19 protein-coding genes are annotated in these 15,672 nt (G+C 37.1%); 13 read left to right on the top strand and 6 right to left on the bottom strand.

The genetic code is table 11. The features are described from left to right. The first annotated feature begins 382 nt into the window (after window positions 1-382). On the top strand, window positions 383-736 hold the full coding sequence (locus tag Q1K78_RS15195) for a YkgJ family cysteine cluster protein (protein ID WP_300180690.1): 354 nt from the start codon (window positions 383-385) through the stop codon (window positions 734-736). Window positions 737-882: 146 nt separating this feature from the next. After that, window positions 883-1,032, top strand: coding sequence for a hypothetical protein (locus Q1K78_RS15200; protein WP_300180692.1), 150 nt, complete (start codon window positions 883-885; stop codon window positions 1,030-1,032). A gap of 144 nt (window positions 1,033-1,176) precedes the next feature. Here the strand turns inward: Q1K78_RS15200 and Q1K78_RS15205 are convergent, their stop codons facing one another. From Q1K78_RS15205 to Q1K78_RS15210, 3 genes are all read right to left on the bottom strand, one after another. Further along, a complete protein-coding gene (locus Q1K78_RS15205; RefSeq protein ID WP_300180694.1) occupies window positions 1,177-1,857 on the bottom strand; it encodes a DUF3313 domain-containing protein in 681 nt (226 codons plus the stop codon). A gap of 165 nt (window positions 1,858-2,022) precedes the next feature. Continuing rightward, a complete protein-coding gene (locus Q1K78_RS17400; RefSeq protein WP_366900092.1) occupies window positions 2,023-2,142 on the bottom strand; it encodes a putative transporter small subunit in 120 nt (39 codons plus the stop codon). Between the two features lie 176 nt (window positions 2,143-2,318). Beyond that, window positions 2,319-3,470, bottom strand: a complete 1,152-nt coding sequence (locus tag Q1K78_RS15210; RefSeq protein ID WP_300180696.1) for a glycosyltransferase family 4 protein — start codon at window positions 3,468-3,470, stop codon at window positions 2,319-2,321. Window positions 3,471-3,738: 268 nt separating this feature from the next. Between Q1K78_RS15210 and Q1K78_RS15215 the strand changes: the two genes are divergently transcribed. From Q1K78_RS15215 to Q1K78_RS15230, 4 genes are all read left to right on the top strand, one after another. Then, complete coding sequence (locus Q1K78_RS15215) at window positions 3,739-4,662, top strand: glycosyltransferase family A protein (protein ID WP_300180698.1); 924 nt, start codon at window positions 3,739-3,741, stop codon at window positions 4,660-4,662. A gap of 12 nt (window positions 4,663-4,674) precedes the next feature. Continuing rightward, window positions 4,675-6,096 (top strand): oligosaccharide flippase family protein, encoded by a 1,422-nt coding sequence (locus Q1K78_RS15220; RefSeq protein ID WP_300180700.1) that lies wholly within the window; start codon window positions 4,675-4,677, stop codon window positions 6,094-6,096. 173 nt (window positions 6,097-6,269) lie between these two features. After that, complete coding sequence (locus Q1K78_RS15225) at window positions 6,270-6,551, top strand: hypothetical protein (protein WP_300180702.1); 282 nt, start codon at window positions 6,270-6,272, stop codon at window positions 6,549-6,551. 34 nt (window positions 6,552-6,585) lie between these two features. Further along, a complete protein-coding gene (locus Q1K78_RS15230) occupies window positions 6,586-6,849 on the top strand; it encodes a hypothetical protein (protein WP_300180705.1) in 264 nt (87 codons plus the stop codon). Window positions 6,850-6,943: 94 nt separating this feature from the next. On the opposite strand, the gene Q1K78_RS15235 is transcribed toward Q1K78_RS15230, so the two are convergent. After that, a complete protein-coding gene (locus Q1K78_RS15235; protein WP_300180707.1) occupies window positions 6,944-7,108 on the bottom strand; it encodes a CCGSCS motif protein in 165 nt (54 codons plus the stop codon). A 324-nt stretch (window positions 7,109-7,432) separates the two neighbouring features. On the opposite strand from Q1K78_RS15235, the gene Q1K78_RS15240 reads away from it, so the two are divergent. Continuing rightward, window positions 7,433-7,873, top strand: coding sequence for a PaaI family thioesterase (locus Q1K78_RS15240; RefSeq protein WP_300180710.1), 441 nt, complete (start codon window positions 7,433-7,435; stop codon window positions 7,871-7,873). A gap of 84 nt (window positions 7,874-7,957) precedes the next feature. Here the strand turns inward: Q1K78_RS15240 and Q1K78_RS15245 are convergent, their stop codons facing one another. Continuing rightward, window positions 7,958-9,568 carry an NAD(P)/FAD-dependent oxidoreductase gene (locus tag Q1K78_RS15245; RefSeq protein WP_300180713.1) on the bottom strand — a complete coding sequence of 537 codons (1,611 nt, stop codon included), beginning with the start codon at window positions 9,566-9,568 and terminating at the stop codon, window positions 7,958-7,960. Between the two features lie 396 nt (window positions 9,569-9,964). Here Q1K78_RS15245 and Q1K78_RS15250 point away from each other — a divergent pair, with 396 nt between their 5' ends. The 4 genes from Q1K78_RS15250 to Q1K78_RS15265 all read left to right on the top strand — a co-directional run bounded on the left by Q1K78_RS15250 (window position 9,965) and on the right by Q1K78_RS15265 (window position 13,575). After that, window positions 9,965-10,513, top strand: coding sequence for a VRR-NUC domain-containing protein (locus Q1K78_RS15250; RefSeq protein ID WP_300180734.1), 549 nt, complete (start codon window positions 9,965-9,967; stop codon window positions 10,511-10,513). Between the two features lie 77 nt (window positions 10,514-10,590). Beyond that, on the top strand, window positions 10,591-10,989 hold the full coding sequence (locus tag Q1K78_RS15255; RefSeq protein ID WP_300180716.1) for a DUF3465 domain-containing protein: 399 nt from the start codon (window positions 10,591-10,593) through the stop codon (window positions 10,987-10,989). 120 nt (window positions 10,990-11,109) lie between these two features. Continuing rightward, complete coding sequence (locus Q1K78_RS15260) at window positions 11,110-13,044, top strand: transglycosylase SLT domain-containing protein (RefSeq protein ID WP_300180719.1); 1,935 nt, start codon at window positions 11,110-11,112, stop codon at window positions 13,042-13,044. A 117-nt stretch (window positions 13,045-13,161) separates the two neighbouring features. After that, window positions 13,162-13,575 (top strand): PACE efflux transporter, encoded by a 414-nt coding sequence (locus Q1K78_RS15265; RefSeq protein ID WP_300180722.1) that lies wholly within the window; start codon window positions 13,162-13,164, stop codon window positions 13,573-13,575. A gap of 39 nt (window positions 13,576-13,614) precedes the next feature. Here the strand turns inward: Q1K78_RS15265 and Q1K78_RS15270 are convergent, their stop codons facing one another. Further along, window positions 13,615-14,598: an alpha/beta hydrolase gene (locus Q1K78_RS15270; protein ID WP_300180725.1), complete on the bottom strand. Its 984-nt coding sequence runs from the start codon at window positions 14,596-14,598 to the stop codon at window positions 13,615-13,617. A 124-nt stretch (window positions 14,599-14,722) separates the two neighbouring features. Between Q1K78_RS15270 and Q1K78_RS15275 the strand changes: the two genes are divergently transcribed. Further along, window positions 14,723-15,052 carry a DUF4144 family protein gene (locus Q1K78_RS15275; RefSeq protein ID WP_300180728.1) on the top strand — a complete coding sequence of 110 codons (330 nt, stop codon included), beginning with the start codon at window positions 14,723-14,725 and terminating at the stop codon, window positions 15,050-15,052. Between the two features lie 113 nt (window positions 15,053-15,165). After that, complete coding sequence (locus tag Q1K78_RS15280) at window positions 15,166-15,570, top strand: hypothetical protein (RefSeq protein ID WP_300180731.1); 405 nt, start codon at window positions 15,166-15,168, stop codon at window positions 15,568-15,570. Window positions 15,571-15,672 lie beyond the last annotated feature (102 nt).

Raw genomic sequence — 15,672 nt, forward strand, 5'->3', positions numbered from 1 at the left:
GAAGTTAGTTTTTTCATATTCTTTTTCATTTTTAAATTTCCATTTTTATAAAAATCAGTAACTATTTACTGATGGGAGAATGATAGCGAATTAAATTTTAATTAATAGATAAATATTTTAATTAAAACCATTAAATTTATTAATACTTTAGGAGTCTGTAGAATATTATTGTTTTCATTTAAATCGTGCGCTGCAAGGTTTAAATTCTGTTCTTGAACTTATCTTAACGAGAACTATTATAAAATAGCTTGTATCTAAAGGATAAGTGTTGCCTTGATTCTTTTTTGCAATGAGATATTCAATAAACAATATGTTCCCTTGACTGTAAGTAAACCCGCGATGAAGTTATAATAGCTTTGAATTGACTAAAGGTTAGGTATGTATGAACAATAATCGAGAGATCATCGCTAGTCTGCGTGAGCGTATTCCAACGTTTGAATGTACGCCAGGGTGTCATGATTGTTGTGGGCCAGTGACTACTTCTTCGGAAGAAATGTCGCGTCTGCCAGTGAAAAGTGATGCAGAGCATGAAGCCGCATTAAATGAATTTGATTGTGTTCATTTAGGGTCTAAGGGTTGCACTGTATACGAAGAAAGACCGTTAATATGCCGACTTTTTGGTACAACACCAAATATGCCGTGTCCAAATGGGTGTCGACCTAAAGAAATGATTGATTCGAAAACGGAACGTCAGATCCATAACTACATTGCGAATACACGGCAAGTGTTAGTATAAAAATAACCGTTTTTATTTCGTTAAAAGTTTAATCCGAGTAGGCTAATTTACTCGGTTTTTTTTCGTTTTATACAGAGCATTCTATCCAGCCTGATAATTGTTATGTTGCACCTGAGTTTAGGAATAATGGCTAGGCAAAACAGTTAATGAATGCCGCAAAAGAGTTGGCTTTAGTGGATAACGTAAAAGGGTTATCGTTAGAGATAGCAGAAGATAATGTAAACGCTCAGAAGCTTTATGAATCTCTAGGCTATGTTAGAGAATCAGGAGCGTATCATTACTTTTTGAAGCTATAGGTATAATAAAGCGATAGACATAAGTATGCTTAGGTTTAAAGATAAAATCATAATAATTAAATCAGGACGGAGTTCTCGTTATTTGTTAGTTATTACAAATATGATTACATAGTGAGTGTCGTGATCACTGCCGTAGTAAACGTGTTATTTCGGCTTTTTCCATTCTTGTAGGGTAATGCCCAAACGGTCTACCCAAAAATTGATGGCATCTTTTGCATCATCCAGTGAATCAATCATGGTTGAGAAATCTTTGTTTCCACCTTCACGATCAATCGCTGCAAATAATGGTTGGTCAGTAGACGCATCACTCACCAGTAACTCGATAGTCGCGCTGCCTACATTGGTATGCTCGCCTGTTGCTAGTTTCGAAATGGTAGAGATAACTAATCCATAAGGAAGCACCGTACTTGTTACCGCGAGTATCGGGTTTGGTGTTTCAACATTACTTAATGCAATACTAAGGCGTAATGAGTTTTCAGTAGGGGCCTCAATCACTGGTTTATATGGTGAAATCTTTAGCGTGAGCTGCTCAATGGTGTACTCGACTAACTCTTCGATTTGTTCTTTATCTAACGTATCGTCATCGGCAATGACAATCACCTTATCGATAACGATAGAATCATACGTCATCAATTTTTGGTGTAAACGGTCAGGATCTCGCAAACCAATTCTTGCCCAGACTAAATCAACGCCACCTTCTGGGCCTGCTTTAAAATCGTCATAAGAGGTAAATTTTGCTGCGTGATGAAGAGGACCATTGGCACAACCAAATAAAAAGACAGACAATAGCGTGATCACGCCGATTTTAAACGATGTTAACTTCATTTTATGCCTTCTAAGGGTCAAGGGTAATATATAACTAATGTGGTTTATTATACTTATTTAGGCAAGAAAAACAGAGATTAAGCGCACTTTATATAATGATGGTGTTGGTTAAATGATACTTAAGCAAATACTTACCCTAAAGCAAGGGTAAGTATTTATATTAACTTAAACTATCGTGCGATTTTCGCGTTTTACCTCTGCCATGTCTTTAAAAAAAGCTCTGACTAAGATGACGAGCATGACCGCTGATATTGCTGGCCACATTAAAATATATAGAGATAGCATAATGTTGTGTTCCTTATCTTAGTTATCGAAATACTGAATACGTTGATGGATCAACGAAAAATCAAATCGTTCTAACGGTGTTAAATCAGACATTAGTTTTTTTAATTGTAATAATTATTTTAGATAATCAATTAAGAGGGAAATAGAGGCCGATTTCCATTCAATACCGCCGATTTTTATGAGCTTGATTCTTTTTCTATCCAGCCTGACAACTGTTTTGCTTGTTTTAATGCATCGAAGTTTTTTTCTACTTGCTTTCTTGCCATGATCCCCATTTTTGATCTTTGTTCAAAAGTAAGTTTGGCAAACTGTTCAATGCTGTTTTTTAGCTCGATGACACTTTTTTCGTTCACTAAGTAGCCAGTCTCAGACGTTACGATTTCTTTGCAGCCCATAATATTCGTGGTAATCACAGGGGTTCCGACTGCCATCGCTTCTTTCAACACTAATGGGCCGGTATCAACACAGCCTGTTTGAGAAAAGCAAAAAGGGGCGACGAGACAATCGTATTTAGATAAGTGTTCTTTTACCCAACGATGTGGTTTTGAATCTAAGAAACGTACATGGTTTGATAACCCTTTACGTATTACCTGATCTTTTAGCTGCGCTTCCATCTCTCCTGTACCAACAATATCTAAATGAATGTTGAGACGTTTAGCTATGGGCGCGAGAGCATCAATTAAATGATGGCTCCCTTTTTGTTGAACTAATCGACCAATAAATACAAAGCGCAAATGGTCAGACGGTTTTTTATTTTTCATTACAAATTGGTCTATTTTTACGCCGCAATGTAAGAGTTTAATATTACCTGTCGCCATTTTTTCAAAATCGTTTTTCATGTCCTTGCAAACAGTCACAATGAAATCACTGGCTAAAATTTTCTTATCGATATCATAAGCGGTTTCATAGACATCATGTCCATGGGCAACAAATGAGCAGGTGATATTAAGGAGTTTAGCAGCAACAATCGCGTGAGCCGCAGTATGTTGGCAAAAATGTGCGTGAATGTGCTCTACGTTGAGTTCTGCAAGTTGTAAAGCGAGTTTCAATCCATAATTAAACAGCGATCTTTTAGGAAGGTGCTGTTGTTCACGAATGAATATCATCGCTTCTAAAGCGCCTGATAGGTGAAGATTCTTATACATATCGGTCTGTATGTTTTTACCTATTTGAATAACGTTATAATCAAACTTATGTTGATAATCTTCAATTTCGAACGTGAATACACACACATCATGACCGCACTCCTTGATGGCATCAACCTCGGTTTGAATAAAGGTCTCACTAAGTACTGGATAGGTTGGAGCGATAAAAGCCACTTTTTTCATATTCTCATCCTCTAGCACTGATTAAGTAATTAAAGCAAAAGGTAAGCCATTAATTATAGTCTTTAATATCAATTACTTAGTTGTAGGTGTCTTTGTAGGCTGCTGTTATTCTCAATATGACAATCAATATGAAATGATTGTAGTCGTAGTCTTTATTTAGCGGATGAATTTTAAGAAAATTACAAATAACACAATAATTTCAATGGTTTATATTTTGGCATATTTTCTGCTGTAGTTAATCACGACTTCAGTTTTTAGGGATAACATTATGGCTAAGGTATCGATCATCATTCCAACGTATAACTGCTTAGTTTTTCTACCGACCGCTATCGATAGTGTATTAAAGCAAACACATCAGGACTTTGAGTTGTTGATTATTAATGATAATAGTACTGATGGTACGGCAAGCTATTTAAATACAGTAATGGATAAAAGAATTATAACGATAACGACCAATGGTGTCGGCGCTGCTCAGGCTCGGAACTTAGGAATAGCAAAGGCATCTGGTGAGTTTATTGCTTTTTTAGATGCCGATGATTTCTGGTTACCAGAAAAACTGTCACTACAGTTAGCACTGCATGCTGATTCTCCAAATTTAGCGATGAGCTTTACCAATTATGATCATCTCACTGAAAGTTATCAGTCGATAGTCGATTGTTTCGGTTATTGGGATCAATTTCAGGGGCAAGATGAAAAGTTTATCACGCTTAAAAATCCACTCGATTTCATTATTAAGAACAATATCATCGGTACATCGACGGTAATGGTGAAAGCCTGTGTGTTAACTCAAATGAATCGCTTTAATGAAGAGCTGAAATATGGTGAAGATTGGGAGTTATGGCTAAGAATATGTGAAAGCTATGATGTCGGAGTACTTAACTCTATTCAAACGGGATATTTGATGCGTCAGAATTCAACGACACAAACCGATAGCTTACGATTGAGAAATCTTCAATGCATCGAGTCTATTTTGAGTCGTTATCAGGATGAGAAGCAACAATGGGATTTGTCTTCTTCGTCGCTTAAAAATGCAAGAGCAAGAATATTAGAAGGGTATGCTGATTATCATCGTGGTTTGCGCCAACATCGCTCTGCAATAACGTATGGAATTTACTCACTATTGCTTGCTCCTCAAAAGAGAAGGGTTCGCAGCTTACTTGGTGATTGTAAAAGTATGTTATTACCCGTTTAAGAGGAAGATAGAATGAATTCACTTAAGCAATCAGCCTATTACGCTGTCGGGATCTTAATGATGAAGGGGATATCTCTTGTGATGATCCCTTATATCACCCATAAGATGACGCTTGAAGAATACGGTTCTTTAGAGTCTTTAGTGCTACTTGCCGACATAGGAACGATTCTGTTTGGTTTTGGTATCGTTGATGCAATGTATCGTTATGTTGGAGTGGCTAAAGGAGAAGAAAAGCGTAAGTTGGTATCAAATTGTTTTACGTTAAGTGTGTTTGTTTGTCTGTTAGGCGGGCTATTAATAGCAATTAGTTTGCCTGCTTTATTACTGGTATTGCCAGTTAAATTTTCAGCCTACCAAATATGTCTTTTGCTTATCCCTACTATGCTAGACGGGGTTATATCGATACCGCTGACGTTATTGCGAATGAACGCAATGGCTAAGCGTTTCTGTTTTTTAAATGTATTTAAAGGGGGGATACAAGCTTTAATGACATTTACTCTTTTGGAAGCAGGTTATGGCATCGATGGTGTGCTTATCTCTGGTGCGGTATCAAGTATTGTCTTATTGATATGCTTGCTTAGCTATCAATGGCAAGAAATGGGAAAGTTTGGCTATGTAAAATCGTCAAAATTAGTATTGAGTTTTGGGCTTCCTGTGTTAGTTGGTGGTGCGTCTGTTTATATGATTAATGGATTAGATCGATGGTTTTTAGCCAGTTTTATTGGAGTAGAAGAGCTTGCTGTCTATGCTGTTAGTGCTAAATTTGCGTTGATACTCGGTTTAATTCTTCAACCTTATGCGCTGTGGTGGTTTCCTAATCGGGTATCGATATTACAGCATGAGAATGGAAAGCAAAAATGTGCAGATAAGGCGTTACTTGGAGTAAATATAGGTATTGTGATGGGTACTTTGTTGATCCTTACTGTACCGGGATTAATTATGATCATTCTACCGAGTAGCTATCATTTAGCAGGAACCATTGCGGTGGTTTTATTGGCGATTGGTATGATTAAAAACGCAGGTGACTATTTGAATTTAGGTTGTTACAGTGGTAATTCGAGTCACTTTCAAATGTGGATACAAGGAATTTGTGCCATTGTTGCTGCTATGGGGTATTTTGTTATAACACCAATGTTTGGTTTATGGGGTGTTGTTGGTGTGCTTGCTACTGCCTATACCTTACGTTTGGTATTATTATACATGGCAAGTCAATCAATGGAGTATCTTCCTTATGAACATTCAAAATGGCTAACCTGTATTGTGATCGCTTTTTTTGCGATTACATTGAATCACTTTCTTGGAAATGTATTTACAGGAATGCCAGAGCTTGTGATTGGAGCAGCCGTAAGTTTACTTGCACTGCTTAGTTTCGTTAAAAGTGCTGTTATCCCTTTACCTGATGATTTTGACTCTGTTTTACGCCGTACTAAGTAGTATCGATTTAACGTCGATTCATGTTTTGGTTAATAATGACATCAATAAGAGTGATTACCTTCTTTAGTTTCAGTGATTTAGGTGGTAAATTGAAACTCTCGCTAGCATCATTAGCGTGTTATGTTGACGATGTATTGGAATTATTCAAGCTCAGTAAGATCAAGGATTAAGTTATGAATGTGGATAAAGCAAAAAAGCGTATAGCAAAGCAAGTTAAAAAAGGCTTCAAAGGATACCCTCAGCTTTCTCTGTCTTATTTTGGGAAAACATCGGACTTGGCAACAGAAGTGGTTGTGACGTTTATTTTAGAAGAAGGTGCCGAGCCTCAAGAGCAAAAGTTTGTCTGTGAAACTGATGTTCGAGAAGATGAAACCATTCAATCGGTATTAGTTAAAATTATCGATCGTGCTGATGCAAATAGCGTGATGGAAGTAGAAGGTGTTGCTATTCGTTAGTAATAGATTAATGACATTACCTAGAGTAAATAATATGAATAAAGCAACAATCACGGGTGTTTTGGTCTCATTGTTAGGTTTGATGGGGATTATTTCTGCATTATCTATTGGTTCGCATTTTCCGATATATCGATGGCCTTATGAAGCCTTTCAAGGTATTGCCTTTTCTTTAGCGTTTGGTCTCGGTTTTTCCAATGGTACTAGTTACGCTGTCACTTTAGTTTTGGTTTTTATTGTGGTTATTATTTTCTTTATGTTAGGCACTAAGTTATCGAATATTTTATTTGATGTTAAGTAAACTAAAAGCAAGTTAAATTAATCAGCTGAAGTTCATTAGTAAAGTTGGAAATAAGGAAAACCTCGGTGAGTATCCGAGGTTTTTCATTATGCAGCTATGAGCATGAACCACAACAAACACCTGGCTCTCCGTGCTTTTTCGCTTCTTTTTCTTTAGCGTTAAAAGCTGTGTTTTCATTGGAATTTGGCTGTTGTACGAATTTCTCTTCTGTTGCTTTTTTTTCGCTTTTTTTGAATATCTTTGTAAATGAAAGTGCCATTTTGATTCCTCGTTAATTCATTAAGGTACATTTCAAATGCATCTTAATGTGCATGGTATAAATAGTCAATACTGGTCACATTCGTTGTTATTTAAATGAGTATAATCGAGCGCTAATTATTACTGTGATTTACTTTTACTTTTACTTTTAGTTTTGGGTGTTGAAATGACAGAAAAAGGATAAATACTTGCAGGTCTTCCTTATGATGCTGGTCCAGATGACATCTAGTTCACACTATGACTAATGAATAATAGCATTCCCTTATTTAAGCGGTATTTTTATTAAGGTAGATAACAATACTAATAAAATACATAAGGAAATGTGATGCTCAATGAAAAGCTATCAGGCTTAGAATTAATGCAAGCGATGATAACAGGGGATTTTCCTCACCCATCAATGGCTGACGTTGTTCCAATGAAGATTATCTCGGCAGAGTATGGAAAGGTTATCTTTGAAGCCATGGCTGATGATCGACACTTAAATCCACTTGGTGGTGTACATGGTGGCTTTTTCGCAACAGTGATGGATTTAGTAACAGGCTGTGCTGTTCATACGACATTAGAAGCGAACATTGGTTATGGGACCATTGATCTTCACGTAAAGATGCTGAAGGCGATACCAAAAAATACGTTATTAATCGCTGAAAGTAGAGTCATACAATCGGGTTATTCTTTGGGGATATCAGAGGGAAGCTTAAAAGATGAAGTGGGGAATTTGTATGCTCATGCAACCGCCACTTGTATGATTTATCGTAATCAAAAATAGTGCTTAACAGATACGTGGTAATTACAAAGCAGAAGAATGAGCTAAAAACAGTATATATCTATACTGTTTTTAGCTTTTATAATATTACGCGTTTTTCAGCATATCTAGAGCAACGGCTTCTGCGATCTTAATTCCATCAATACCAGCAGATAGAATACCACCCGCATAGCCAGCACCTTCACCACCAGGGTATAAGCCTTTAGTGTTGATACTTTGGAAATCAGCGCCACGTTTAATTTGAACAGGCGATGAAGTACGAGTTTCAACACCCGTTAACATTGCATCTTTGCTGTCAAAGCCACGGATTTTTTTAGCGAATGCAGGCAGAGCTTCACGAATAGCTTCAATAGCGAAATCTGGTAATGCATCACTTAAATCAGTCATTTTCACGTTTGGCTTATAAGATGGCTCAATGTTTTCAAACGGTTTACCTTTACCACCCGCCAAGAAGTCACCCACCATTTGTGCAGGTGCATCGTAGTTACTGCCACCCATTACGTATGCATTACGCTCTAACTTACGTTGTAGTGCAATACCTTGTAGTGGGTCGTTATTAAAGTCTTCAGGTGAAATGCCAACAACGATAGCACTGTTTGCATTACGCTCACTACGTGAATATTGGCTCATGCCGTTAGTTACGACGGCATGCTCTTCTGAAGTCGCGGCAACAACAACACCTCCTGGGCACATACAGAAACTATATACTGAACGGCCATTTTTACAGTGATGAACTAATTTGTAATCGGCGGCACCTAGAAGTGGGTGACCTGCATTTTTGCCGAAGCGTGCTTGGTCAATCATTTCTTGTTTATGCTCAACACGGAAACCAATCGAGAATGATTGAGCTTCCATGTGTACGCCTTTGTCATGCAGCATTTGGAACGTGTCACGCGCACTGTGGCCGATAGCGGCAACAACATGCTTACTGCTAATGACTTCGCCACCGTTTAGTGTCACGCCAGTCACTTGTCCATCTTCGATATTGATTTCATCAACACGAGTGTCAAAACGAATGTCACCGCCCAGTTCAATAATCTGATTACGCATTTGTGCAACCATGGTTACTAACTTGTAGGTACCAATATGCGGTTTACTTACGTAGATGATTTCAGCAGGTGCGCCAGCGGCAACAAATTCTGTTTTTACTTTAAGTCCTAGGAAACCTGGATCTTTCACTTGGCTGTATAGCTTGCCATCAGAGAATGTGCCTGCGCCGCCTTCACCAAACTGAACATTTGATTCTGTGTTTAATTCGCTGGTACGCCAAAAACGGAAAGTATCTTTTGCACGTTCATGTACTGATTTTCCACGCTCTAATACAATCGGTTTGAATCCCATTTGCGCTAGAATAAGGGCAACAAACAAACCACAAGGACCCATACCAATTACGATAGGGCGTTCATCTAAATCAGCAGGGGCTGTTGCAACATATTTGTATTCTGTGTCAGGTGAAACACGAATATTATGATTGTCTTCAAAGTTGCCCAATAATTGATCTTCATCTATATCTTGCAGTGTGATATCTAGAGTATAGATTAAGAAAATTTGGTTCTTTTTACGTGCGTCATAGCCACGTTTAAATACATGGATATCAACCAGCTGTTCTTCAATAATAGACAGTGTGCTTAAAACATAATTTTGTAATGCATCTTCACTGTGATCCAGCGGTAATTTAACTTGGTTGATACGTATCATAATTCACCTGATAGTTGGCATGAAAATAAGCGCGTAGTTTACGTGATCTATCTCAAAAATGTAATCTATATTGCAGGCTAAAAACGGCAAAAGTAATCATTTTATATCACGCCATGCTAATGATGTTTTTCTGATAATTTTTCCAATAGGTTAATTTCGTCTTTTTAACTTAGTTTTAGCCACTCAACCAAATCATCAATTACGATTAAATCCTCTATTTTCATTCTAGATATATTAATAAGTTCACAAATTCCATCCTAAATCCATGGTAATTTATCGCTATGTTAAATGTTTTAAATCAAGAGGATGTAATGGGTTCAGTAATAAATATTCTGTGCTAATGCTACTTCTGTTACAAGTTTGATTATATTGTTGTGTTTATAAAAGGAATTTATGATGATTCACACGATTAAAGAGACGGTATTTACGTATCCTCAACGATTACTTGATGATTGGAAAAAAGAGAAGAAAGAAGAGTGGTTACCTTCAAACTTATTCATTCCTGAAGAGGTTAATCAACACCCTAATGAGTATTTTGGAGCGTATTTTGGATTATCTCAATACATGAAGCAAGGATGGTTAGGTACGGCATTTTATGCATTAGGTAATTGGGAACTTGATAACTCATTGTATACAGAAGGCCGGATTTTACTCGCTCAATACATAAACCCAAATAAACTGTCACTCTTTAAAGGATTGCGAACAGGGCTAACCTCAGGAGAACCGGACTTATTCTTATATAAACCCGACGGTTCAATATTGTTTGTGGTGGTGAAAAAAGAGAATGAATTTATTTCAGATGCCGAGTTAATTTGTTTATCAAACATTAAATCAGTATTAGAATGCGATGTAGAGGTTGCCTATCTCGCAGAAGAAGGTAGTCTTTATCGTCCCAAAAGTTATGATATCAAGGTTGTTCAATTTCCAAATCCACTCGGTGTTTAATTCCTTTTATGTGTTAATGCCAGTATTCATGGTCAACCTTTTAATATTTTATTAAGCAGTAGATAATAGAGTCCATTATGGTTAAACGTATATTAGTCAGTTTATTATTTGTTCTAGGTCTGTTTTCATCTTCAGTGTGGGCAAGTAATGCCGATGTGAAGCACGCTTTTGATTCTCATCGTAGTGATGTTCAAGTTGAGGGGGTTGGTGAGGTTATTCGAGTGTTACCGGATGATAATAAAGGGTCAAGACATCAAAAGTTTATTCTTCGTTTAGATAATCGCTTAACCATTTTAATTGCGCATAATATTGATTTAGCGCCGAGAATTCCAAACTTAAGAAAAGGAGACATCGTTAAGTTTTATGGAGAGTATGAATATTCAAATAAAGGCGGTGTAGTACACTGGACTCATCTTGACCCGGGAAATCGTCATACTCATGGATGGTTAAAGCATAACGGACGTACTTACGAATAGAAATTAAAAAATCCTCTTCCTCAATAGAAGGGGATTTTTATAAATGGAACAACAATCGACTAGATAATTTGATATAACTGAACAATACTCAATCTCTGCATGTATGAAAAAGGACTTTCAATGCGTTTGATGATCAAAGTTAATTGGTTTGTGGCATTTATCGGAGTAGTTGGTAGCCCGAGTGCATTTTCGGTCTCAGAACTGTGGTTAAATCGTTACGCCTATGATGCTATTCAGCAAGGGTTCAATAAAAGCGATATTTCTATCTATAACAAAAAGCGGGCAGATATTAATAGTTACTCACTTGCAGCTTATACAGATTATCGTGCTTTTTTATTTGATATAACCAATAAAACACCAGAGCAGGTTAACCAATTCTCATTAGATTACTCTGATTACCCCTTCTCGGTGTCCATCAGAGCTGACTACCTTAATGCAATGATTGCTTCTAAAAACTGGGAGCCACTATTAGGTTACCAAACCACGCCTCCTAGAGATCAAGATTATCAATGTTGGTATTACACCGCTTTTTATCATCAAGATAATAAAGAAATGGCATTTAGCGGAGCGAAAAAGCTTTGGCTAGATGGTGAAAGTGTCTCTCATGCGTGTAACGGCCTTTTTTCTTATTGGGATAAGGCTGGCGAAAGAACAGACGAGGTGATTTTTCAACGTGCATTGTTAGCTGTTCAAAGTAAAAATCCTCGACTAATTACTTATCTTCGTAAACTTGTGTCTAATGAAGAAATGAAAGATCTCCTTTCTGAAATGCTTCGTTTATATAAGCAACCAGACAAACTGATAATGACGTTTGAAACAAAAGAAGATTCACGCTTTACTCGTGATTATGCTCAAGTGATGTTCCGGCATTTAGCTCGACATGATATTGACAAGGCCTATGAAACCTCTGTTTTTTTGAATGATCATTTTTCATTTCCCACCAATGAATTCCAACCTAGTTTAGAATATGCGGCCGTTCGACTTTTAAATATAAAGGACGAAGAAAGGATTCAATGGCGAGATAGCACCTTCGAGCAATCAACCAACGATCAAGCATTAGAGCAAAGAATACGCTTAGCAATACGAAAGACTGAATGGAAAGACATTCAGCATTGGATTTTGCGCCTTTCAGAGGCAGAACAAGCGACTTATCGTTGGCAATATTGGTTAGGACGCAGTGAAATAGCTTTGGGAGAAGAAGAAAATGGAGAAGCCAGATTAAAGCGCATTGCAGGAGAACGTCACTTCTATAGCGTTGCAGCTGCAATCACGTTAAACAGAATAGTTAAGTATCCGATTGCTAGCGTTGATTTTGATACCGATAAGCTATCTCCATTTCTTCCAGATATAGATCGAGTTAATGAATTGCTCGATTTAGGAAAAGAAGCCGCGGCTAAAAGTCAATGGCGTCATTTAATTTCTAGAGTAGATAAGAGTGATAAAGCCTTATTGACTCGCTATGCAATAACGCAGAACTGGAATGCCTTTGCTCATGATGCAACGTTGGTTGGAGAGTTGTGGGATTACATAGCGTTGCGTTTCCCAGTGCGTTATCAAGATCTATTTAAACGTTACAGTAAGAAGCATAAAGTGAGTATGGTTACCTTGTTGTCTTTAACAAGGCAAGAAAGTGGGTTTGAGCCGTTAGCACATTCGCCAGTAGGGGCGTTAGGGTTGATGCAAGTGTTACCAAGCACAGCAGCTTATGTGGCCGGTAAGTATAATTTAGCTTATAAAAAGCGCTCTGAACTTTTTGAACCAAAGAAGAACGTTGAAATAGGGAGTCGGTATTTAAGCCACTTACTTCGTCATTATGATCAAAATAGAGCTCTCGCTTTTGCAGCTTACAATGCAGGGCCAACGATGGTAGCGGTATGGCGACGACAAGCAAGTAATGAGATTGATATCTTTGGCTATATTGAATCTATTTCCTTTAAAGAAACTCGTGTCTATGTAAAGAATATCTTAATGTTTGAGATGTATTACCGAGACTTATTAAAAATAGAGGGTGATTTTCTTACCGCTTCCGAGCTGAGATGGGTTTCTCCATTGTGATTTCATTACAACGTAACCTCTACTGTTCTTTATCATCTAAATAACAGATGGTAACTAACTTTTTCTATCGATTTGTATTTGTATAATAGCACCAACATTAACGTTTGGAGTTATATAATGAGAACTCGTTTTGATCGTATCCGCCACGCTATTTTATTTGAGTTAATTGGTCTGTTATTAATTGTTGGTGTATTGAGCCAATTTGGTTTTGAAATGGGGCATGTTGGTATGATGGGAGTCGTCTTTTCTGTGGTGGCGACAGGTTGGAATTATGTCTATAACATTTTGTTTGATAAATACATGATGAAAAGAACAGGCAGTACAGTAAAAACGACGATGAATCGTGTAATGCACAGTTTATGTTTTGAAGGAGGGTTATTGATCCTGACGATTCCTGCCATGGCGTGGTTCTTAAATATCAGCCTAGTTGAAGCCTTTATTCTTGATATCGGCCTTGTCGTGTTCTATTTGTTTTATGCTTATGTATACAACCTTATTTATGATAAGGCTTTTCCTGTACAACCAGCCTAAATAAAAATGGCACTTTAATGCTCTATTTTTAGAGTGCCATTACTGAGTGGCTTGATAATTTTTGTATATATCATCGATTAATCGAGCTTGCTCTGATTCATTTATCCCATCTTTTGTTAATAGTAACTGTTGTTCTTTTAAAATGTTGATAAGCGTTGTCGGTGTGAAGACTTCATTACCAACAATCTTTACATGACCTATTTCAACGGTGATAGGAATAATCTCTGAAAAAGCATCAACGGTGGTATTGGATTGTTCCTCAATACTAAATACATAGTCATCTTCTATACAGCGTTGATTTTCGTCCATACGGCGGCATTGATTGCGTTCATCTGTCTTTATTAATAAATGTTGTGATACTAAAGGAGATAACTCTCCTGGTGTGGTCATAAAATCAACATTGGGAGGAATTTGTTGGTATTTTTCACCGGTAACGGCATAACAGATAAGGTCAACAATGCCGAGTGATAATATGCGCAATGAAGTGATCCCACAGTGTGAAGAAGCATTAATTCCATTAAAGGGCGAAGAGACGGTCGTTAACTTAATGTGTTCTGAGTGGATGGTTTGCTTATCTTCTCTATCTAACGTTAATGCTCGCCGTGCAACAAGACCTCCTTGACTATGTCCAATAACGTGTAACGGCTGATCTGGGTTGTATTTAGATAATTGATTTAAGGCAGAGACTAATTCACCTGAAGAGGTTTCGAGACTGTCTCTATCATCGTATTCAAAACAAACTGCCTGTTGGTCATTCAAATCGTAGACTTCTGATAAAGCTCGAAACTTTCCAGCGGAAGAAAAGCAGCCATGAACAATAACGGTTAATGGGGTGTTTGGGTCAATATTAATGGTGTTGTTATCAATATCAGAGCAATGCTTTAATCTTGGTATTTGGAGTGATTGTTTTGCGACTGACTCTATTTGTGTGGTGGTGGCTTGTTCCGTAGAAGTACAACCAGAAAGCATAAATAGAAGAGTAAAACTGACGGAAGCAGGCGTCATTATTTTTAATTTATTCATAGACAGACTTACTTACGTGATCCAATCAATTAAGTTTCATCTTATACTACTGACTCTAGAAGATGGTATTTAATTGTTCTACTTGGTGGGTAATGTGACCTGTATCAGTATTAGGAGAAGTAAGATGGTAGTTTGGCCTGCAATGGTAAAGTTCGATGGTGATCCTGAACTTGATTATCTTGCTGATGAAATAGAATGGAAACGTGAGTCTGAATTGCACTACTTAGGTTATCAAGAGGATGATGTTCTTATCGATTCAGTAGGGTCTATATTTACTCTTAATGATCCAAAAGATAATAGCACTAAGATTATGCCTACCAATAAGAACAGTACACTTGAAGAGGTCATTGAATTAGTTAAAGCACATGAATCAAGCTTAGGATCATGCTGTGTCGCTAAAATTGGCTTTGATTCTATTTTGGTTGCGGTTAACTCAATAAAATCACCATTGTAGGTTGTGGTTGTTTTTTAACCTGATTTTATTAAATTAGTGATCTTCATTGCAGTTATTTTTAATGATGTATTTAGACTTAATGATAATGTTTTTTACATACTCAAGGATTGAATATGGATAACTTGTCAATTGCATTACATCAAGTAAATAGGGCAATCAAATTATATTTAAATGAGCGAGATTATTTGAGCACCATAACGTTAAGTGCAGCAGCTGAATCTATTCTTGTAAAAATGCTTGTAGAGCAGCATCAAAAAATTGCTTGTGAAGAAGTTATATTTAAATGCAAAAGCGAAACTAGTGAATTGTCTATGTTAGATAAAGACGGCGTCGTAAATTACTACAGTAAAAGAAGTACTCAAAGATACTATTACTCAATACTAGACAGTCATGAAAGCAGCCTAGATTGGGAAGCAAAGGCAACGGAGTTATTAGGTCATTGTTGTGACAATATACTAAAGCTGAATATTTCTCCGAGTACGGACGTTCTTCAATTTATTAAACAGAAAGATATCTAACTTAGCATCAATTAGTTATGTGTTTATCGTTAACTATTGATGTCGCGCTAAATTACGCGAGATGAGCTGAAACTTTCTTTTTCAGCACTGTAGCTTCAAGTT

This window comes from uncultured Aliivibrio sp., assembly GCF_946479765.1.
Classification (GTDB): domain Bacteria; phylum Pseudomonadota; class Gammaproteobacteria; order Enterobacterales; family Vibrionaceae; genus Aliivibrio.